The sequence below is a fragment of the Paenibacillus lemnae genome, assembly GCF_012933385.1.
Taxonomy (GTDB): Bacteria; Bacillota; Bacilli; order Paenibacillales; family Paenibacillaceae; genus Paenibacillus_AQ; species Paenibacillus_AQ lemnae.
Genome location: NZ_JABBPN010000008.1, coordinates 89,258 through 105,032, shown reverse-complemented (window position 1 = coordinate 105,032; position 15,775 = coordinate 89,258). Strand labels below are relative to the sequence as shown.

The window sequence follows — 15,775 nt, the reverse complement described above, 5'->3', positions numbered from 1 at the left end:
TTCGAATGTTGATAATATAATCATACCTTGTTTGGGCACGTTTGCCAAGACTTTTTTCGAACATACATTCGTTTTTTTGTTTCGCGCATCCCTCCCGTGTATCCAGCGGCGGCATTGCGCTAAACAGCAAAAACCGCGGCTTTCATCTCTGAAGCGCCACGGTTCTTCCGTATTTCCAATTATACTCTCTGTCAGCTGAAGCGGCAAGCTTATTGTTAAAAATTTACTTCTTTAATCAGACTCAGCATCCGACAGCCTTCTCCACAACCTGTACAGCAGCGCCTTTGTTGCACGGATGCGGATCGTTTCCCGATTTCCTTTTATGTTCAACTCATGCACTTCGGTGCTCTTTCCTCGCTCTGCGATTCCCACGTAGACCAGTCCTACAGGTTTACGCTCAGCATAGCCGGGTCCGGCCACACCCGTAACGGACAATCCGAAATCACTGTCCGCCACCATCCGGATCTGTTCACACAGCACTTGTGCCACCTCTGCCGATACCGCACCTGGGGCTTCAGAGCCTTCCAGCAAAGAATTCGGCACATGCACCAGCTTCTGTTTAATCTCGTTCGTATAGCATACGACACCGCCGAGGAGCATGCTCGCACTGCCCGGAATCGAAGTTAAAGTTTCCATAACCAGACCGCCTGTACAGCTTTCTGCAGCACTCACGGTCCAGCTCCGGTCAGCCATCATATCTACGATTACCTGTTCAATCGGTACGTCTCTGTCTGCATACATATGTTCAGGTACCATCGACTGAATAACTGCCTGCAGCTGATCCAGTTTTTCCATCGCCTTCGTTTCACTAGATGCTTTGGTGGAAATTCGGACAGTCACTTCACCGTCCTTAGCATACAAAGCGATTGTAGGATCAATTTGAGCAGTAATCAAATCCGAAAGCCGGTCATCGAGGGCTGATTCGCCGATGCCCGCAAATTTCAGCATCTTGGAATAGATCGGGACTTCATCTGTGAGCACATGCTGCAGAAGCCACGGCTTGGCTTCATTCTCAAACATCGGCTTCAGTTCCTTGGGCGGCCCCGGAAGAAGTATGAAATGCGTGCCTTCATGTGAAACGGCATTACCTACGGCTAACCCGGTTTCATTCGAAAGCGGTGTGCCGCCTCCGATGGCAAGGGCCTGACGTTTGTTATTCTCCGTCATCGGTGTGCCGCGGTCCTGGAAAAACCGTTCCAGCTTATCCATCGCCATGCGGTCATAATGCAGTTCAGTTCCGATATATTCAGCCACGGCATCTTTTGTCAAGTCATCTTGTGTAGGACCAAGACCCCCTGACAAAATGACAATATCCGCTCTCTGGCTGGACAGCCGCAGCGCTTCCTTCAGACGGCCCAAGTTATCACCAACCACGGTCTGGTAATATACATCAATGCCCATGCCGGCCAATTCTCTGGACAGGTACTGGGCATTCGTATTCACAATTTGCCCGAGCAGCAGCTCGGTGCCTACCGCAATAATTTCTGCTTTCATATACACAACCTCCGTAACCATTCTCTCTATCGTTTGGACATGTAATGCCATATTTAAACATGGATACCGCAAAAGGGCAGAAAAAAGCAATAGGATTTCTCCTATTGCTATGATGCCCCTGCTCCGCGCAAAAGGTGTTTATTTTTCACAAAATATTCTGCACCGGAGTAAATGGTGATCAGGGCAGCGGCCCAAATGGCAAGCTGGTCAAACGGCACTCCCAGAAACACAAACGGGAAGTTATTGATCAGCAGTGCAACAATGGCTACGATCTGTATTACAGTCTTCAGCTTGCCGGAGTTCCCAGCCGCTACAACCGACCCGTCCAGAAGCGCAATCTGTCTCAGTCCAGTCACTGCGAATTCCCGGCTGATGATGACTACGACGATCCAGGACTCCACCTTGCCCATCTCCACCAATGAAATCAGTACAGCGGTCACCAGCAGCTTATCAGCCAATGGATCCAGCAGCTTGCCGAGATTGGTTACCATATTGTGTTTACGGGCTAAATAACCGTCGATGCCATCCGTACTTGCTGCCAAAATAAAAATCAGGGCGGCAATGAGCTGGTTATATGGAAGGATAAAGCCCTCCCATACTATAGGTTCTGGATAAAATTGAAAATCCACCAGCAGGAAAATCATCATAACGGGAATCAGGCAGATCCGTGCCAGCGTTATGCGATTCGGTAAATTCATGAAACAGCCTCCCTAAAATGGGGTTCTCGTGACGGACTCAGCCGGCAGCTGCCGGAATCACCGGCCAAAATTCCGCTTTTGTATGTATAACAATTACATCACTCATGAAATGTGCTTCAGCCTCAATATATCGAATATCAGTATAATATCAAGGCCATCACCATGTCAAAGAAAGACCCGCAGTCCAGTCTTCTATTTCATATTCGTAAACTGAAGATCCAGCGGAAGATCAGCTTTACGAAGAAGCTGCATGATGTTTTGCAGATCATCTTTACTCTTGCCGGTTACCCGGATCTGATCACCTTGAATCTGGCTCTTTACCTTCAGCTTGGAATCCCGAATCAGAATGTTGATTTTCTTGGAATTATCCTGATCAATTCCCTGCTTCAGCGAGAGGCGCTGTCTGACCGTCCCCATGGAAGCCGGTTCAATTTTCCCGTAATCAACATTTTTAAGCGACAACCCGCGTTTGATCATTTTGGTCTGCAAAATGTCGATGACCGCATTCAATTTATACTCATCATCCGAAAGAATCACAAGCTGGTCCTTATCCAGCTTCAGGCTGCTCTTGCTGCCCTTAAAATCAAAGCGTGTCTCAATCTCCCGCTCTGTTTGTGTAATGGCGTTATTGAGCTCCTGCATGTCCATTTTGGATACGATGTCAAACGAATTTTCTGAAGCCATATCTCACACTCATTCCTTTCAGCAGTGTTGTATCCATCTATTATAGAAGATTAAAGCATTGAAAGTCTAATGATCATCGAAAAAGAGATAGCCGGCTTTAACTATGCTGACACATTTGTAGATAAAAGCCCCGCTCCTGAGTGAAGGGTGACGGGGCTCTGTCCGGGGCTTTCTATGCTTTACTGCCGCTGTGTCCTGTGCTGCGGAACATGTCCAGAACGCCCAGTACAATATGAGCCAGCCCAAAACCGAGAATGACGTATCCCCAACTGGAAGGGATGAGGTAATACCCCAACAGGCTGACAATGAGACCCAATCCGGCGACGATCCAGCTAACCGTCATATAAGTCTTATCTCCCCTCGTCAGAGAATAAAAAAACAGGCGTGTGCCAAAGGCGGCATCACGCTGTTTAATTTCTCCGGCTGACGGAGCTTTTATTCTTCAGAAGTGTCCTCAGAACCAGCTGGGGCACTTTCTGACGGCTCAAAGAACATACGAGACGTTGTTTTGCCATCACTAACGGACTGTCCACCAATTTTAATCTCGGTAGCAGGAGAATAAGCAGATTTGATATACAGTCCTTGTGCATCCATCTCTCCGCTGAATGTATCGCCTGCGTTCATGTTACCATAATATAAGTTCTCACCTTGAGAATTGTAGCCGCGGTAGATTTCAACCCAGCTCTGTCCTGAAGCCGTAATTTCGACTTTCACAGGATCACCCGGAGTTGATGCCACTTTAAATATCGTATATCTACCTTCCGTCCGGTCCTGGGAGACCGTTACAGCCGCTGGCTGTTCAGCAGGCGGTTCATCTCCACCGTCTTCACCGTTCTCTCCATCCTGCCCTGTACCCTCTCCCGGATTGTCCTCAGGATTCGATACCGGTTCATCACTGCCGGGATCCTCAGTTCCAGCTGGCTCCTCACCCTCAGCCGGGTCCTCTGCTGGCTGCTGTCCGCCGCCTTCACCTTCACCCTCATTTTCACCAGGGCTTTGGCCGACTGGCTGTTCCTGCGAAGCAGGGGGATCGGCAATTCCTTCATTAGGATCATTGTTGTTAAACATGACCGCATAATAATAAATGACAGCAATAATTAAAATAGGAAAAATCCACATTAATGCTGTGGGCAGCCAGCTGGTATTTCGCTCTGAAGACGATCTCGATGCTCTCTTTTGGATCACAGGCTCCATCGTAGACTCGGTGACCGGCTTCGGTACATCCTGTTTGTGTCCTTCCAGCAGTTCATCGGGATTTAAACCTACCGCTTCCGCATAGGTTTTAATGAATGCCCGTACATAAAAACTGCCCGGGAGAACCTTGTAGTCGCCCGCCTCGATGGCTTCCAGGTAGCGTTTGCGAATTTTTGTCATTTCCTGCACGTCATCCAGGCTCATCCCTTTTTGCAGACGTGCTTCTCTCAATTGTTGTCCCAACTCGGACATGCCATCACCTCCTCTTGGATTTGCGGTACCTTAAATCGAAGTATTACAGATCGTCACTGTAAGAACCGGTGAATGTATCGTAAACGATTTCTTCACCCGGATTGTTTCGAAGTTCAATAATAATATCAAAATGATCATAGCTGTATTCTGATTCACGCACAAAAATATCCGGGTGCTCAATCACTTTGGTACTCTCCATGGACATGATATCCTGCAGCAGCTGATAATGTTTCTCGTTAGAGCGGATCGTACTGACAATGCCGTCAATGATAAATACATTGGCCGGGTTCATCTCGTCCTCAGACAGCTGACTGCGGATCGTCTGACGCAGCAGTGTGGATGAAACAAACGTCCATCTCTTCATAGCACATACGCTGCCAGCGATAATGGATTCCGTTTTGCCTACACGCGGCATTCCCCGAAGTCCAATCACCTGATTGCCTTCTCTCTTAAACAGTTCTCCTAAAAAATCAACCAACAGCCCCAGCTCATCGCGTGTAAACCGAAACGTTTTCCGGTCATCCGAATCCCGATCGATATAACGGCCATGACGGACCGCCAGAATGTCCACAAGCTTCGGAGGTCTCAGTGCTGTCACGGTAATATTGCCGACCTTATTCAGCATTTGGCCCATTAACGTAATTTTTTCCTCATCGCTCGTTTCCAGCAGCATGCCTCGCGTCTGTCCTTCAACACCATTGATCGTAATGATATTAACCTCCATCATCCCGAGCATGGAAGCAATATCCCCGAGAAGTCCAGGGCGATTTTTATGTATCTTATATTCCATATACCACTGTTTGGGTTCCACAATTACACCTCATTGTACATCTGTACCGCTCATTTATCGACAAATTATGATCTCATTCAGAAAATAATGTAGGAAAACGCCGACAGGCACGGTCATGTTAATGATATATAAAATGAAAATGAAAGGCAAGGACAACTCTGTAACCATTGAAGAAAAAACCCCCTGCTTAAAGGGGGCTTTCTGCAGCTTGCATCGTCACGCTTATATTATGCGTTGTTTTTAGCGAGCTTTACCATCAGTCTGGCAATGGTGTGGCGCTCTTCTTCATTACCCACGTCCCACAGTTCTTTCAGGGCACGGTTGGAATGGTTGCCCGGATCAATCTTGGTGTCCAGGAAATCACCGATTTCGTAAGCAAGCTGGGAAATGGTATTCTCATCCATTCCGGCTTTTTCCGCTTGAACCACACGCTCTCCAAGGAATTTCTTCCAGGAATCGAAGTTTTTGAGTACGGATGACATGATTGAATCCTCCTCTGATGTTGGCATTGTGATGTAAGGATGAACAATACTAATATGTCCCCGCAGTCTCACTCGTATGTGTGGTTAAATGATCCAGAGCCTACGTAATCCAACCGCCGTTGGGACTGATGATTTGACCCGTAATGTAACCGGATTCCGGCAGGGCCAAGAAGTACACCAGTGATGAAATCTCATCCGGATGAGCAAGACGTCCGGCTGGAATTTCCTCTTCAAGAAGACGGATATCTTCCGAGTTCAGGTGATTCAGCATCGAGGTATCCACCGCACCTGGAGCAACCGCATTCACGGTCACCCCTGAAGGAGCCAGTTCTTTGGCCAGTGCTTTGGTAAATGCATTCACACCACCTTTGCTTGTGGAGTACAGCACCTCACAGGAAGCACCGGACAATCCCCACACCGAAGACACATTAATAATGCGCCCGAACCGTTCCGATACCATCCGGCCCATAAAAGCCTGACAGCATAGAAACAGTCCTTTCAAATTGACAGACATCAATTCGTCCCACTCCTCTTCCGAAATATCGGAGAGCAGGCCGTAATGAGAAATCCCCGCATTGTTAACCAGAATGTCCGGTTCCATACCATGAGCCTGAAGCTTTTCCTTCATCCGTAAAATCTGTTCCTTGTCCTTGAGATCCGCTGATACGGTCAGCACCTTTGCGCCGCTGGCCATACATCTGCGTGCCACCTCATTGGCCGCTTCATGCGAATTCATATAATGAATAACGATGTTTATGCCTACTGAAGCGAACCGCTCGGCAATGGACGCTCCGATCCCCCGGCTCGCACCCGTAACAAGAACGGTCATTTCCCCAAAAGGTTTCATAGCCTCTCCCATAGGCTTCATTCCGGACTAAGCACCAGAGATACAGACAGCTGATCCCAGTCTACATGCTCTTGAAGCCTGCGGTTCACATCTTCAAGTAGGATGGACTCATATACAGGAAGTACAGTAAAGAGGTTGCTGCCTCTAAACTGATACCGCGTGAACTCATGCGCAATATTTTCAGGGGAATTCAGCATGCGCAGATAACCGCCCATTTTTTTCTTTTTCGCCCGCTCAAAATCAGAAGCGTCAAATCCGCTTTCCTTCAGCCGGTCGACTTCTTCACGAATCCGGCTTAACAGCTGGTCAGGATCCCTGGTATCGCCGCCTGCTGCGGAAAAAGCATACTGCGGTGCGCTGCTGTATTCATGGGAGAAATTATCCGTGATCAAATCTTCATCGTACAATTTTTGGTACAGTTCCGTGCTTGAACCATACAGGAGGTCCAGCATAAGCTTGGTTGTCAGGTCACGGCGGAGCTGATCTTCACCGGCAAGCCCGGTTTCTTTTTCTTTGAAACCAAAAAGGCACTTTGGAAGAGACACGGCAAGACGGTTCACTCTGCGCTGCTCTGCAACTTCCTGCGGTTCCTGATCAAAAATACGCTGGATCGCTCCTTGAGGTTCATAGGTTTTGCGAGCCTGATTCTCTCTGACCATCTTGATGGTCTGCTCCGCATCCACACCGCCGACAACAAAGAGAAGCATATTGCTAGGATGATAAAATGCATTGTAGCAGGTGTACAAGTCTTCTTTGGTAATGGTTCCGATCGACTCCACAGTCCCTGCAATATCAATATGAACAGGGTGAACTTTATACATGGCCTCAATCAGGCCAAAATACAGTCTCCAGTCCGGATTGTCCTTGTACATATTAATTTCCTGGCCAATGATCCCCTTCTCTTTATCCACATTTTGATCGGTAAAGTAAGGAGTCTGGACGAAATCGATTAAGGTTTCCAAATTGTCCAGAACATGCTCTGTTGCGGAGAACAGGTAGACCGTCTGGTCGAAGCTTGTAAAAGCATTAGCGGAAGCACCCTTGGAAGCGAATTTGGCAAACACATCACCGCCTTCAGGTTCTTCAAACATTTTATGTTCAAGAAAATGGGCAATACCGTCCGGTACCTTTACTTCTTCTTCATTCTGCACCTGAAAATGGTTGTCTACTGAACCGTACTTGGTTGCAAATGTTGCATATGTTTTCTGAAATCCCGGCTTCGGCAGCACGTAAACATGCAATCCGTTATCGAGCACTTCGTAATAAAGCGTCTCCTGCAGGTTGTCGTATTGAATGCGTTCCACCGGCTATTCCTCCTTTTGGCCTTTCAAGAAATAGATCGTATCCAGCGAAAATGAAGCTGCAGCATGCTGCACATCCTCGGTGCTGATTCCTTCAATCTGCTGGAGCAGCTCTTCTGCCGGACGCTCTTTCCCTGAGATCACCCGGTTAAAATCATAGGCAATCAATTCAAAAGCAGAGTCCTGCATTTCCTTGACCACATTTCGAATCATGGCTTTCGTCTGGGACATTTCCATATCTGTGATGACACCGTTTGCCATATCCTCAAGCTGCTTTTTAATAATGTCTACCGCTTTATCATAATTCGGAATCTCAATACCGGATTGAATCGTTGCGATTCCTTTGTGTCCGTCATAGCGGGATGATGCATAATAAGCCAGACTGGCCTTTTCCCGTACATTGATGAACAGCTTGGAATGCGGGTATCCGCCTAGGATCCCGTTGTACATCAACGCAGCTGCATAATTATCATCACGGTAGGTGATTTGGCTTCTAAGGCCCAAGTTCAGCTTACCCTGGTTAATATCCAGTTTTTCAATGACCGTCTGAGGTTCCCGAGCTGCAGATGCTACAACGGAAGAGGTATAGTCCGAAACCTGGGCGCGGTCCATTTTGAAATGCTGCTGTACCAGATTCTGCACTTCTTCCAGGGTTGTATCTCCCACTACATAGAGATCAAATACCGCTTCATTCAGCCAGGTACGGTAGGACTGATATAAACTTTCCGGTGTGATGCTGTCCAGGTCGCTGCGCTGTCCCAGCGGATGAAGCCGATAAGGCTCGTGGCTGCACATTACCTCAATGCAGCGTTCTGCCGCATAACGGATCTTGTCATTCACAATCGCTTCCAGCTTTTTACGTACCGTATCCCGTTCAGTTTTTACATAAGAACTGCGGAATGCACCGTTCTCAAGTACCGGGGAAGAGAGTGCCTCACCCAGAAATGCGAAGGAAGAATCCAGAAGGCTCTCTTCACTCTGTACAAAGGAATCATTAATCGTATCCATCCGGAAATGGACGATCTGGTGATCGCCGCGTTTATACACATCAAATCCGAAACCTGCTCCGTATAGTTGTTCAAGTCGTTCCCGGAATGCTCTTGTTTCCGGATAGCTTGCCGTGCCTCGGCGCAGTACAAATGGAGTCAATGCCGTAGATGTAACCGTATCCTCCGCCAGTGGAGAACCGGCATACAGTGAGATGGCAAATGTCTTGAAGCGCCGGGTCGGAAGCACATGGATCCGGATCCCTCCGGCCTGACCATGTTCAAATCCCATTTTTGTCGTCAAGGTCCAAAACTCCCTTACCACGTTAAATTGATACTGCACAAAGCGTGATTAACTTCCATTCTAACCCACCTGAAAGTGAAGAAGCAACCGAAGACAAGCTCCGGCTGCGATTGTGGCAGGCATTACATACAGAATATATGCTGACCGATCGTTTTCACTTGAGGACGGGTCCATATCCAATCCGAAGTCGCCGTTTTAGGGTTGAAATAATACAGGCAGCCGCCTGAAGGATCCCAGCCATTGAGTGCCTGAATAACAGCTTTTTTAGCTTGTTCGTTAGGCTCCAGCCAGATTTGGCCGTCAGCCACGGCTGTGAAAGCTCGAGGTTCAAAAATTACACCGGACGGCGTATTCGGAAAGCTTGGTGATTTTACACGGTTCAGAATGACAGCTGCAACGGCTACCTGGCCCTCAAACGGCTCCCCGCGTGCTTCGCCGTAAACGGCATTCGCCATAATCTTCAGATCATTATCAGACAACCCCATCGGGTTAGCGGATGAAAGATTCGCTCCGGTATTTTGTTTACCGGCTGTGCTGCCTTTACCTTGTTCATGCAGCTTCGGTTCTGTAGGGCGCCAATTCTTGGTTGCATTGTACAGCCGGAGCTTCACTTTCGGTCCAACGATGCCGTCTACTTTCATTCCAAACTCGGATTGGAACCACCTTACAGATTTTCGAGTGTTGCTTCCAAATACGCTGTCAATCTTCCCAGTGTAAAAACCGAGGTGCTTTAACCTGCCCTGCAGCTCATAAACATCCTCACCTGTAGAACCATATTTCAAAATTGCCTGACTGAACGTCGGCAGAGCCTCCTGCGTTTGGGACTGTGGTGTAACTGAAGGTTTCTCTGCCGCTTCTTGACGGAATACAGCCGCCGATATCAAAACGGCCATACCAATCAGCAGCCATAGCTTTGAATTTTTCATTCTGCCCTCTACCTTTCTATGGTGGTTTAACAAAGATCGCTGACCTTATTATGACAAGCGTTCCTGTTTCCTATACACCGTAGCCTGCAGAGTTCAACAGCAGATCTCATAAAAAATGAGTCAGCCAGGCATCTGCCCGCTGACTCATTTTATATCTTTTAATTTTGATGCCGCTGCATTTCAGTAAAAGCCATGACCAGGGCACCTACACCATGGAGGTCATTCTCGCAGCGCGGCCGCTCCACGTAGTGCTTATAATCTCCGACACCCGTTCCGATACAGATTTCAGGCATAACCAGCTTGCCGGACTCACTGTAATATAATGTTGAGAGCAGACCATTATAACCGGACCTCGCTGCATCGATAAACGATGGATCCAGTACACCGAGCCGTACGCCCTTTGATAAAGTATACACGAACAGACTGGAGCACGAGGTTTCAAGCCAGTTATCTTCAAGGTCTCCCTTGTCCAGCACCTGATACCATAAACCGCTCTTTGGCTCCTGTACCGAAACCAGCGCTTTTGCAAGCTCTTGAAGGGATTGAACAAGATCTTCGCGTCCGGAATGATTTTCAGGCAGGACATCGAGGAACTCAACCAGGGATAAAGCATACCACCCTAATGCCCTTCCCCAAAACTCAGGAGAACAGCCGCTCTGATCATCACTCCAGGCAGTTTCCCGGCTCTCATCCCATGCATGATAATACAGTCCGGTTTGTTCATCCTTCATATGACTCCGCATGAGACGCTCCTGCAGCAGCACTTCATCATACAACTGCGGTATACCATACATTTGACCGTATTTCATTTTAAAGGCTCCGCCCATATACAGGCCATCAAGCCACATCTGATTGGGATAACGGTCCTTATGCCAATACCCGCCTTCCGAAGTGAGGTTCAGCGCGTTCATGACCTTCAACAATCGTTCAGCTGCCGTCTTGTAACGTTCATCTCCGGTTTCCTTGTGAAGCGTAAACAGGATCAAGCCCGCCTGAACAGAATCCAGCTCACCGCGCTCACACAGCAAATTGCCGTGCCTGTCTATGATGTGATCAGCGTAGCCCTGGATATAGTCGAAATAATCCTGTTCTTTTGTCTCCTCCCACAGCTGAAGCATACCGCATAAAAAAACGCCTTGATGATAATGCCATCTGCCTGCCGGAGGCAGCTCCGCTGGTGTAAAATCATTCATGATGCACCGGCATGCCTCTGCCGCATATTGCAATGGTGTCTGCAGCGATGCTGAAGGAGGAGAACCTTTTACATGTGCCATGAAAATACCTCTTTTCCTATAATTATTGGAGTTCAGCGTTTTACAGCGTAACCCCGTCTTTAAAGATGGCGATTTCCCGGAATCCGTTACGTTCATTCGCTGTTTTTCGTGTTCCCGAAGACAAATCAATGATATAATTCACCAGCTCCTGGTGCAGATCATCCATGCTGTTTCCCTCCAGAAGAGCCCCTGCATTAAAATCAATCCAATGTTTTTTGCGGCGTGCCAGCTCCGAATTGGTCGAGATTTTAACGGTAGGGACTGGACCTCCAAAAGGAGTTCCACGGCCGGTAGTAAACAGCACCAGATGGGCACCGGATGCAGCCAAAGCCGTGACGGAGACCAGATCATTGCCGGGACCCTGAATCAGATTCAGTCCCTGCACGGTAGAGCGCTGACCATATTGAAGCACACCGGTAACCGCTGCCTGTCCTCCCTTTTGTGTACAGCCTAATGATTTCTCTTCCAGTGTCGTGATTCCACCATCTTTATTGCCCGGTGAAGGGTTCTCATAAATAGGCTGGCCATGGTTCACAAAATACTGTTTAAAATCATTCACGAGATCACAGACCTGATGAAACAGTGTTTCGTTCACTGCCCGATTCATAAAGATCGTCTCTGCTCCGAACATTTCGGGAACTTCCGTCATGAGAGCAGTGCCGCCTTGTCCGGTAATCGTATCCGCGATGCGGCCTGCCAGCGGGTTTGCAGTAATGCCTGACAATCCATCCGAACCGCCGCATTTCAATCCGATTTTGAGCTTTGAGAAAGGAATCTTTTCTCTCTGGTACCTTGAACCATATGCTGCAAGCTCAGCAATCAGCTCCATACCTTCATCAATTTCATTCTCAACATCCTGGGATTTCAGATACCGAACCCGCTCAGGATCCAAATCTCCGAGAAGCTCACGGAAAGACTCGATTTGGTTATTCTCACATCCCAGACCCACGACAAGAATGCCTGCCGCATTGCCGTGATGGGCCAGAGAAGCCAGCAGCTTCTGTGTGAAGACCAGATCATCGCCGAGTTGGGAACATCCATACGGATGGGCAAAATGATACACGCCGTCAATCCCGCTTCCGCTAAACTGTTCATGGGCCAATTTGGCCAGAAGCTCACAGGACTTGTTAATACAGCCTACTGTGTTCAAAATCCAGATTTCATTCCGGATGCCGACCTCGCCATTTTCACGCTGATAACCTTCAAAGTATAAGGACTCCACTCCTTGAGTAGGAGCGGGCACCTGCTGTACCTCCACCGGTTGATATTCGTATTCAAGCACTTCGCCCAAACCGGTTTTTAGATTATGGGAGTGCACCCACGTCCCTGCAGGGATGTCGCAGGTGGCTACCCCAATCGGATAACCAAACTTCATCACCGGCTCACCGGATGCAATGAACCTGATCGCAATTTTATGACCTTTAGGTGTTTCATCTAATACTTCCAGTGCATGATTTTTTCCATTCACCATATATTCAGCAGAACTGCCGGCAGCCATAGGATGCAGGGCGACAGCGACGCTGTCACCAGGGTGAAGGATGATGGTTTCGTTCATAATGCCTTCAACTCCAATTCTTCCAGATGTGTGCATACTGCCTCACATAATCCCGCTATGTTATTAAGATTTTCGCCCCATAGTGCTTCATTACTTAAGATGCTTTCCGTAAATTCCATTCTGTTTATACTGCCGTTCTTCAATCTCAGCCAGGTGTCATTGATATAATTGACCGCTGCTGCTTCATCACGGATAACCACCTGTGAACTTTGAAGCGTTCTTCCGATCCATTCGCCGTTCTGCTCCGAAGTATCGTAGAGATAGATAAGACAGGCCAGTGATTCAGTCAGTACAGCAGGCAGCTTGCCGAAAATTTCTACATAAGATTTCAAAGATGGCAGAAGTCTCACTTTGAACTTGGATATGCTGTTGAGGCAAATATCCCCTAACCGATGTTCAACGAACGGATTCAGAAACCTTTCCCACACTTCATCGGCATACGTATTCATTTCATCCAGCGGAAGCGGTACCGAGGGTACAAGCTCCTTCCGCATCGCTAAACGAGCTTTCTGTCCTAATTCAGGATGTTCTGCTGTTTCTCTCACGAACCGGGAGCCATGTACCAGGCCAATAGAAGCCATCAAGGTATGAGTTCCATTCAAAATGCGTACCTTGCGAAGCTGATAAGGTTTCAAGTCATCCACCCAATGAACATTCAGGCCGGCGCTTTGAAGCGGAAGCCGTTGATCCAGTTCCGGACTGCCTTCAATCACCCACAAGTGATAAGGCTCTGCTGTGTTCAGCATACTGTCTTTATATCCGAGTTTTTGAGCCCATTCTTCTGCATCTGAAGGATAACCGGTTACAATCCGGTCAACCAGCGAATTTAAAAAGAGATTGTGGTGCTGAAGCCATTCCGAAAAGCTTTCTTCCAGTTTCCAGTCCTTGGCATGGGTAAGAACAATGTCTCTCAGCGAATCTCCGTTACGCTCGAGCAGTTCGCAAGGAAGCAGCATTAAACCTTTGTCAGCCGCTCCGTTAAATGTCTTGAATCTGCGGTACAGCAGCAGTGTCAGCTTGGCAGGATAAGAAAGCATCGGCTGATCTGGTTGATATTCGGTAAATGTATAGCTCAGTCCCGCTTCTGTTGTATTGGACAAAATGACGTCCAGTTGAGGTTCATCAGCCAGGGACAAATAGCTCTCCCACTCTTCATAAGGATCAATAGTTCTGCTAATAACAGAAATCAATTCCTGATCTTCCACGGTTGAGCCGCCATGAATTCCGCGTGTTAATAGCGTATATAAACCGTCCTGCTGCGCAAGCTGTTCCAGCTTTTTGCGGCCGGAGGGCCTCGGTTGAGTAACTACGACTGTACCGTCATATAAACCCTGATCCGCAGATTTCTGGATCATCCAGTCCACGAAGCCCCGCAAGAAATTCCCTTCTCCAAACTGAAGAATCTTTATCGGACGTTGTCTAATTTTCTCGGTTTCTGCTGTTTGCTTGCTATCCAGCATTCCGATGGACAGCGTGTTGTTTTCCTGCTTATTGACCATGGGCAGCCTTCTCCTTACGCACACCGAACTCAAAGTACCGCTCCGCGTTTCCGTAACAAATATCCTTTACAATGCCGCCCAGCCATTCCATATCGGACGGTGCTTCCCCCTGCTCTACCCATTCTCCGAGCATGTTACAAAGAATTCTGCGGAAGTATTCATGCCGCGTGTAGGACAGGAAGCTTCGGGAGTCGGTCAGCATACCTACAAAACGGCTAAGCAGCCCCATGTTGCCAAGCCGGCTCATCTGCGCGATCATGCCGTCTTTTGTGTCATTGAACCACCATGCAGATCCGAACTGAATTTTCCCCGGGATTCCCCCGCCCTGAAAACTGCCGATCATCGCAGCCAGAATATCGTTATCATTCGGATTCAGAGAGTAGAGAATGGTTTTGGGAAGTGCCTGATGCTGGTCCAGTTCATCGAGCAAAGATACCAGCGGAGCAGCAACCGGGTTGTCGCCAATGCTGTCAAACCCTGTATCCGGTCCAAGCCTGTTCATCATCAGTGAGTTATTATTTCGGCTTGCATTCATATGGAACTGCATCGCCCAGCCTTTTTCAGCATATAAGCGTCCCAGGTAAAGCAGGGTGTACGTTTTGTACTGCTGTTCTTCCTCAAAAGAAACGGATCTGCCCTGAAGCGCTTTCAGGAATATTTCGCCTGCTTCTTCTTTGGTCGCTTTATGATAAGGAACATAGTCCAGCGCATGGTCGGATACTCTGCCGCCGACGGAGTGAAAAAACTCTACTCGCTGCTGCAGGGCTTGAAGCAGATCATCGTAGCTGCTAATACCTGAGCCAATCACTTTGCCCATCCGTTCAATCCAAGGCAGAAATGTACTACGGTTGATTTCCAGCGCCTTATCCGGACGGAAGGAAGGCAGCATTTGAAAACCGACGCCGTCTTCTTGTGCCAGCGCAATGTGGTCTTCCAAAGAATCCGCAGGGTCATCTGTGGTGCAAACGACTTTCACATGGCTGGACCGGATCAAGCCACGAGTCGTAAAGTCTTTTTCTTTCAGCCTTTCGTTCGCAGCATGCCAGATCTTATCCGCATTCTGTTCATTGATAATGTCGTTAATACCGAACAGGCGCCGCAGTTCCAAATGAGACCAATGGTACAGCGGATTACCAACTGTCATCGGTACGGTCCGTGCCCAGGCCAGAAAACGATCATAATCACTGACACCTTCGCCGCCTGTAATGTATGATTCATCTATTCCGTTAGCACGCATAGCGCGCCATTTATAATGATCGCCATTAATCCAGGCTTCCGTCAGATTTTGAAACCGGTGATCTTTCCGGATCATCTCCGGACTCAGGTGACAATGGTAATCGATAATCGGCATCGTCTCGGCATGTTCATGATATAAGGTTTTTGCAGTTTCGCTGTTCAATAAAAAATCATCATCCATAAAAGGTTTCATATCTTCACCGCCATTCTGTCATTTGTTTCATCATAAAGCATCATTCGTCGAATATCTTTC

The 15,775-nt window shown here is 48.0% G+C and carries 15 protein-coding genes; all 15 read right to left on the bottom strand.

The genetic code is table 11. The annotated features are described in order from the left end of the window. Positions 1-231: 231 nt before the first annotated feature. The gene (locus HII30_RS10695; RefSeq protein ID WP_169505021.1) at positions 232-1,494 is read right to left on the bottom strand and encodes a competence/damage-inducible protein A; all 1,263 of its coding nucleotides are present in this window, start codon (positions 1,492-1,494) and stop codon (positions 232-234) included. 107 nt (positions 1,495-1,601) lie between these two features. After that, positions 1,602-2,192 carry a CDP-diacylglycerol--glycerol-3-phosphate 3-phosphatidyltransferase gene (gene pgsA, locus HII30_RS10690; RefSeq protein ID WP_169505020.1) on the bottom strand — a complete coding sequence of 197 codons (591 nt, stop codon included), beginning with the start codon at positions 2,190-2,192 and terminating at the stop codon, positions 1,602-1,604. A gap of 192 nt (positions 2,193-2,384) precedes the next feature. Beyond that, entirely contained in the window at positions 2,385-2,876 is a 492-nt protein-coding gene (locus HII30_RS10685) for a YajQ family cyclic di-GMP-binding protein (RefSeq protein ID WP_169505019.1), read from the bottom strand. Between the two features lie 172 nt (positions 2,877-3,048). Then, positions 3,049-3,219, bottom strand: coding sequence for a hypothetical protein (locus HII30_RS10680; protein WP_169505018.1), 171 nt, complete (start codon positions 3,217-3,219; stop codon positions 3,049-3,051). Positions 3,220-3,311: 92 nt separating this feature from the next. Then, positions 3,312-4,322, bottom strand: coding sequence for a helix-turn-helix domain-containing protein (locus tag HII30_RS10675; RefSeq protein ID WP_169505017.1), 1,011 nt, complete (start codon positions 4,320-4,322; stop codon positions 3,312-3,314). Positions 4,323-4,365: 43 nt separating this feature from the next. Further along, positions 4,366-5,133: a DUF3388 domain-containing protein gene (locus HII30_RS10670; RefSeq protein ID WP_169505016.1), complete on the bottom strand. Its 768-nt coding sequence runs from the start codon at positions 5,131-5,133 to the stop codon at positions 4,366-4,368. Between the two features lie 206 nt (positions 5,134-5,339). Next, positions 5,340-5,594 (bottom strand): DUF3243 domain-containing protein, encoded by a 255-nt coding sequence (locus HII30_RS10665; protein WP_169505015.1) that lies wholly within the window; start codon positions 5,592-5,594, stop codon positions 5,340-5,342. Positions 5,595-5,694: 100 nt separating this feature from the next. After that, positions 5,695-6,462 carry an elongation factor P 5-aminopentanone reductase gene (gene ymfI / locus HII30_RS10660; RefSeq protein WP_169505014.1) on the bottom strand — a complete coding sequence of 256 codons (768 nt, stop codon included), beginning with the start codon at positions 6,460-6,462 and terminating at the stop codon, positions 5,695-5,697. After that, positions 6,459-7,745 (bottom strand): EF-P 5-aminopentanol modification-associated protein YfmH, encoded by a 1,287-nt coding sequence (yfmH, locus tag HII30_RS10655; protein WP_169505013.1) that lies wholly within the window; start codon positions 7,743-7,745, stop codon positions 6,459-6,461. The genes ymfI and yfmH overlap by 4 nt, the downstream gene beginning before the upstream one ends. Positions 7,746-7,748: 3 nt before the next feature. Then, the gene (gene yfmF / locus HII30_RS10650; RefSeq protein WP_169505091.1) at positions 7,749-9,020 is read right to left on the bottom strand and encodes an EF-P 5-aminopentanol modification-associated protein YfmF; all 1,272 of its coding nucleotides are present in this window, start codon (positions 9,018-9,020) and stop codon (positions 7,749-7,751) included. A gap of 134 nt (positions 9,021-9,154) precedes the next feature. After that, the gene (gene sleB, locus HII30_RS10645; RefSeq protein WP_169505012.1) at positions 9,155-9,958 is read right to left on the bottom strand and encodes a spore cortex-lytic enzyme; all 804 of its coding nucleotides are present in this window, start codon (positions 9,956-9,958) and stop codon (positions 9,155-9,157) included. A 158-nt stretch (positions 9,959-10,116) separates the two neighbouring features. Next, positions 10,117-11,232, bottom strand: a complete 1,116-nt coding sequence (locus HII30_RS10640; RefSeq protein WP_169505011.1) for a glycoside hydrolase family 88/105 protein — start codon at positions 11,230-11,232, stop codon at positions 10,117-10,119. Between the two features lie 40 nt (positions 11,233-11,272). Then, positions 11,273-12,787: a UxaA family hydrolase gene (locus HII30_RS10635; protein WP_169505010.1), complete on the bottom strand. Its 1,515-nt coding sequence runs from the start codon at positions 12,785-12,787 to the stop codon at positions 11,273-11,275. Then, positions 12,784-14,286: a tagaturonate reductase gene (locus HII30_RS10630; protein ID WP_169505009.1), complete on the bottom strand. Its 1,503-nt coding sequence runs from the start codon at positions 14,284-14,286 to the stop codon at positions 12,784-12,786. Before HII30_RS10630 ends, HII30_RS10635 begins: the two co-directional genes overlap by 4 nt. Then, positions 14,276-15,715: a glucuronate isomerase gene (gene uxaC / locus HII30_RS10625; protein WP_169505008.1), complete on the bottom strand. Its 1,440-nt coding sequence runs from the start codon at positions 15,713-15,715 to the stop codon at positions 14,276-14,278. Before uxaC ends, HII30_RS10630 begins: the two co-directional genes overlap by 11 nt. Positions 15,716-15,775: the final 60 nt, after the last annotated feature.

Excerpts from the sequence above, each read along its gene's own strand:
- HII30_RS10630 (WP_169505009.1), bottom strand. The coding sequence starts at position 14,286 with ATGGTCAATAAGCAGGAAAACAACACGCTGTCCATCGGAATGCTGGAT.
- HII30_RS10685 (WP_169505019.1), bottom strand. The coding sequence starts at position 2,876 with ATGGCTTCAGAAAATTCGTTTGACATCGTATCCAAAATGGACATGCAG.
- HII30_RS10680 (WP_169505018.1), bottom strand. The coding sequence starts at position 3,219 with ATGACGGTTAGCTGGATCGTCGCCGGATTGGGTCTCATTGTCAGCCTG.
- HII30_RS10695 (WP_169505021.1), bottom strand. The coding sequence starts at position 1,494 with ATGAAAGCAGAAATTATTGCGGTAGGCACCGAGCTGCTGCTCGGGCAA.
- HII30_RS10635 (WP_169505010.1), bottom strand. The coding sequence starts at position 12,787 with ATGAACGAAACCATCATCCTTCACCCTGGTGACAGCGTCGCTGTCGCC.
- ymfI (WP_169505014.1), bottom strand. The coding sequence starts at position 6,462 with ATGAAGCCTATGGGAGAGGCTATGAAACCTTTTGGGGAAATGACCGTT.
- sleB (WP_169505012.1), bottom strand. The coding sequence starts at position 9,958 with ATGAAAAATTCAAAGCTATGGCTGCTGATTGGTATGGCCGTTTTGATA.
- HII30_RS10675 (WP_169505017.1), bottom strand. The coding sequence starts at position 4,322 with ATGTCCGAGTTGGGACAACAATTGAGAGAAGCACGTCTGCAAAAAGGG.
- uxaC (WP_169505008.1), bottom strand. The coding sequence starts at position 15,715 with ATGAAACCTTTTATGGATGATGATTTTTTATTGAACAGCGAAACTGCA.
- yfmF (WP_169505091.1), bottom strand. The coding sequence starts at position 9,020 with ATGGGATTTGAACATGGTCAGGCCGGAGGGATCCGGATCCATGTGCTT.
- HII30_RS10640 (WP_169505011.1), bottom strand. The coding sequence starts at position 11,232 with ATGGCACATGTAAAAGGTTCTCCTCCTTCAGCATCGCTGCAGACACCA.
- pgsA (WP_169505020.1), bottom strand. The coding sequence starts at position 2,192 with ATGAATTTACCGAATCGCATAACGCTGGCACGGATCTGCCTGATTCCC.
- HII30_RS10665 (WP_169505015.1), bottom strand. The coding sequence starts at position 5,594 with ATGTCATCCGTACTCAAAAACTTCGATTCCTGGAAGAAATTCCTTGGA.